Origin of the sequence: Streptosporangium sp. NPDC006013 (genome assembly GCF_040614275.1) — a bacterium.
Classification (GTDB): domain Bacteria; phylum Actinomycetota; class Actinomycetes; order Streptosporangiales; family Streptosporangiaceae; genus Streptosporangium.
Genome location: NZ_JBEXUE010000718.1, coordinates 1 through 3,650, shown reverse-complemented (window position 1 = coordinate 3,650; position 3,650 = coordinate 1). Strand labels below are relative to the sequence as shown.

Below are 3,650 nucleotides of genomic sequence, written 5' to 3'. Positions count from 1 at the left end.
GTCCTCCTCGCCCTTGAAGGCGGTGACCGCGCCGATCAGGTAGCCCTGTCCCCGGTCCAGGTTGCCGTTGTTGAACGACCGGGGCGAGGATCTTCTCCCTGACCCTGCCGAGCTCCTCGGCGGACGCCTTGTGCCGGCCGACGATCACCACGCCGTCGCCGTCCAGCACGCCGAGGTCTCCGGTACGCAGGAAGTTCTCCTGGCGTCCCGGCAGCCGGGCGTGGAAGGTCTCGGCGGTGGCGTCGGGGCGCTGCCAGTAGCCGGCCGCCACCGAGGGTCCCGACACCCACACCTCGCCCACCTCGCCGGGCTCCCGCGCCAGCCCGGTGTCGGGGTCGGCGATCGCCACGACCGTGTCGTCCAGCGGGGTGCCGCAGCGCACGTAGTGACGCTCCCCCACCCGGACGCCGGGGTCGGCGACCGACAGCGGCCCGGTGGAGACGACCAGGGTGGCCTCGGCCATGCCGTACCCGACGTGCAGGCTCGCGGCGTCGAATCCGGCGGGGGCGAACCGCTCGGCGAAGCGGCGCAGGGTGTCCCGCCTGAGCGGCTCGGCGCCGTTGATCGCCACCCGCCAGCCGCTCAGGTCCAGGGTGGCGATCTCGGCGTCGGTGACCTTGCGGGCGCACAGTTCGTAGGCGAAGTTGGGCGCGTAGCAGAGCTGCCCGCCGTGCTCGGAGATGGCCCGCAGCCAGGCGAACGGCCGGGCGGCGAACGTCTGCGGCGACATCTTCACCACGTGCGCGCCCCACAGCAGCGGCGACAGCAGCGATCCGATGATCCCCATGTCGTGGTAGAGCGGCAGCCAGGAGACCGTGGTCGTCTCGTGGGTGGCCCCGACGGCGGCGGCCACCGCGCGGGCGTTGTGCGTCAGGCCGCCGTGGGTGACCATGACGCCCTTGGGGTCGCCGGTCGATCCCGAGGTGTACTGCAGGAACGCCAGGTCGCCGGGGGCGGGCAGCCTCCAGTGGTCGGCGGCGTCGCCGAGGAACAGGTCGGCGAAGTGCAGCCAGCCGCGGAAGCCGGGCAGGGCCGCCAGTGCGTCCGCGTCGGGGAGCGGCTCGGGGGCGATCGCGTAGGCGGCGCCGGAGTCGCGGGCGATGGAGGCGATCTTCGACCAGGCGGATCTGAAGTGCGCGAGGGAGGGCAGGTAGACGGGCACGGGCAGGGCCCCGGCCAGCATGCAGCCGTAGAAGACGGGCGCGTACTCGGCGGAGGAGGGGCAGACCAGGAGCACGCGCTCGCCGCACGCGCCGGCCTCGGTGAGGCGGGTGGCGACCTGGCGGGCACGCAGGGCCAGCTCGGCGAAGGTCCACCGGGTGCGCTCGTCCCTGCCCAGGAAGGTCAGCGCCGGGCGCTCACCGTGCTCGTCGGCGGTGCTCAGCAGCGACGCCAGCACCGAATCATGAAATGTCATGCCATACCTCCGATGTGGTCGTTGAGAAGCTCGTCCAGCAGGGCGTCCACCTGGGCGTCGGACAGGGCGTCCAGCCGCGCCGCCATCGGGTCACGGGTATCGGTCTCGCCGGCCGGCCGCTCGTCCAGATGGGCGCTCACCCGCCCGGCCAGCTCGGTGACGGTGGGGCCGTCGAGGAAGGCCGGGGCCGGCAGGCGCACCCCGAGCCGGGCCTCCAGGAGGTTGCGCAGCTCGACGGCCATCAGCGAGTCCAGTCCCAGCCGGGTCAGCGACGCCTTCGGGTCGATCGCGGCCGGTGAGGTGCGCAGCACCCCCGCCACCCACTCGACGAGCGCCCGCTCCAGCTCCTGGGGGGTCGTGATGCTCAGCCGGTTGGCCCCGGCGTGGCCGGCCGCCAGCCCGGCGAAGATCGACCAGTGCTCGTGTCCGGGGTTGTTCGCGAACCAGGCGGGCGCGTCCAGCGGGACGACCGCCACCTGGGCCGGCAGCTCGGCGAGCAGCTCGGCGAGGATCCGCAGGCCCGACGCGGTGTCGATGGAGCCCATGCCCCGGTCGGCCAGCCTGCCCGCCCGGTCCGGCCGGGCGGCGAGCCCGATCTGTGACCAAACGCCCCAGTCGACGCTGGTGGCGGGCAGGCCCCGGTTCCTCCTCCAGTGCGCGAAACCGTCCAGGAAGGCGTTGGCAGCCGCGTAACCGGCCTGGCCGCCGGAGCCGAGCAGCCCGGCCGCCGAGGAGAACAGCACGAACAGCTCCACCGGGTCGCCGCAGGTCAGCCGGTGCAGGTTGCGGGTGCCGGCCACCTTGGGGCGCAGCACCTCGGCTACCTCGTCGAGGTCGACGGCGGCGATCGTGCGGTCGCGCAGCACCCCGGCGGCGTGCAGGACACCGCGGATGGGTGGCGCCTGGGCGCGGAGCCCGTCGAGCGCCCGCTCCAGCGCGCCCGCGTCGGCGACGTCGGCGGCCAGCACCACGACCCGCACGCCCTCCTCGCGGAGCGCGGCGATCCGCTCCCGCGCGGCCTGCCCGGGCTCGCTCCTGCCCAGCAGGGCGAGATGCCTGGCTCCCTGCCGTACGAGCCCCTCGGCCGCGGCCAGGCCGAGACCGCCCAGACCGCCGGTGACCAGGTAGGTGCCGTCGGCACGCAGCCGGGGCCGGTCGAAGGTGAGCACCACCTTGCCGATGTGCCTGGCCGAGGCCATGTGCCGGAACGCCGCCTCGGCCTCCACCGCCGGGAAGGTCGTCACCGGCAGCGGGCCGAGATCGCCCGCCGCGACCGCGTCCACCACCTCGCGCAGCATCGCGCCGACCAGTGCCGGGCGCCGTCCGGCCAGCGAGAACGCCTCCACCGCGTGAAAGGACAGGCTCTTGGCGAAGGGGGCGAGTGGCAGCGGCCGGTTCTCCGCGATGTCGCGCTTGCCGAGTTCGACGAACCGGCCGAAGGGCGCCAGGATCCGCAGCCCCTCGTCGACGGCCTGTCCGGCCAGGCAGTTGACCACCATGTCGACCCCGGCGCCGCCGGTGACCTCCAGGACCTGGTCGGCGAAGTCCAGCGAGCGCGAGTCGAAGACGTGCCGGACGCCCTGTTCCCTGAGCCAGGCCCGCTTGCCGGGCGAGCCCGCGGTGGCGAGGACCTCCGCGCCCGCCCGCCGGGCCAGCCGCACCGCCGCCTGGCCGACGCCCCCGGCCGCGGCGTGGATCAGCACCCGCTCCCCCGCCTCCAGCCGGGCCAGCCGCTCCATGCCGTAGACCACGGTGACGTACGCCGCGGGGAGCGTCGCCGCCGCGGTGAAGTCCAGATCGCCGGGGATGGGCACGGCCAGCCGGGCGTCCACGGTGACGTGCGAGGCCATCGCGCCGATCTCGGCGACCAGGGCCACCACCCGGCTGCCGACGGCCAGATCTGTGACGCCGTCGCCGACGGCGGTCACCTCGCCCGCGCACTCCAGGCCGTAGCCGAGTGGCTCCGGCTGCTCGCCCAGCATGCCGATCCCGCGCAGCACGTCGTTGAAGTTGAGCCCGGCGGCGTGTACCCGGATCCGTACCTCTCCCGCCCCCGGCGTCCGGGGAACGTCCTCGGCCAGGCAGAGGGTGGCCAGGTCCTGCCGGGCGCGCTGGACGAGCCGGTGCGGGCCGCGCGGCCCGGCCGGTCGCGGGCGGCCGGGTCACAATCCCCGCCGGCAACTTCCGAGAACACGGAGACCGGAACGGGCGACGTTCCCGCCAAGCGGTGAAC

The 3,650-nt window shown here is 74.5% G+C and carries 2 protein-coding genes; both read right to left on the bottom strand.

All coding sequences use genetic code 11. From position 1 onward, the window contains the following. On the bottom strand, positions 1 to 1,417 hold a 1,417-nt coding region (locus ABZ260_RS48425), incomplete at its 3' end, for an AMP-binding protein (RefSeq protein WP_355631993.1). After that, entirely contained in the window at positions 1,414 to 3,453 is a 2,040-nt protein-coding gene (locus ABZ260_RS48420; protein WP_355631996.1) for a type I polyketide synthase, read from the bottom strand. The genes ABZ260_RS48425 and ABZ260_RS48420, both read right to left, overlap by 4 nt. Positions 3,454 to 3,650 lie beyond the last annotated feature (197 nt).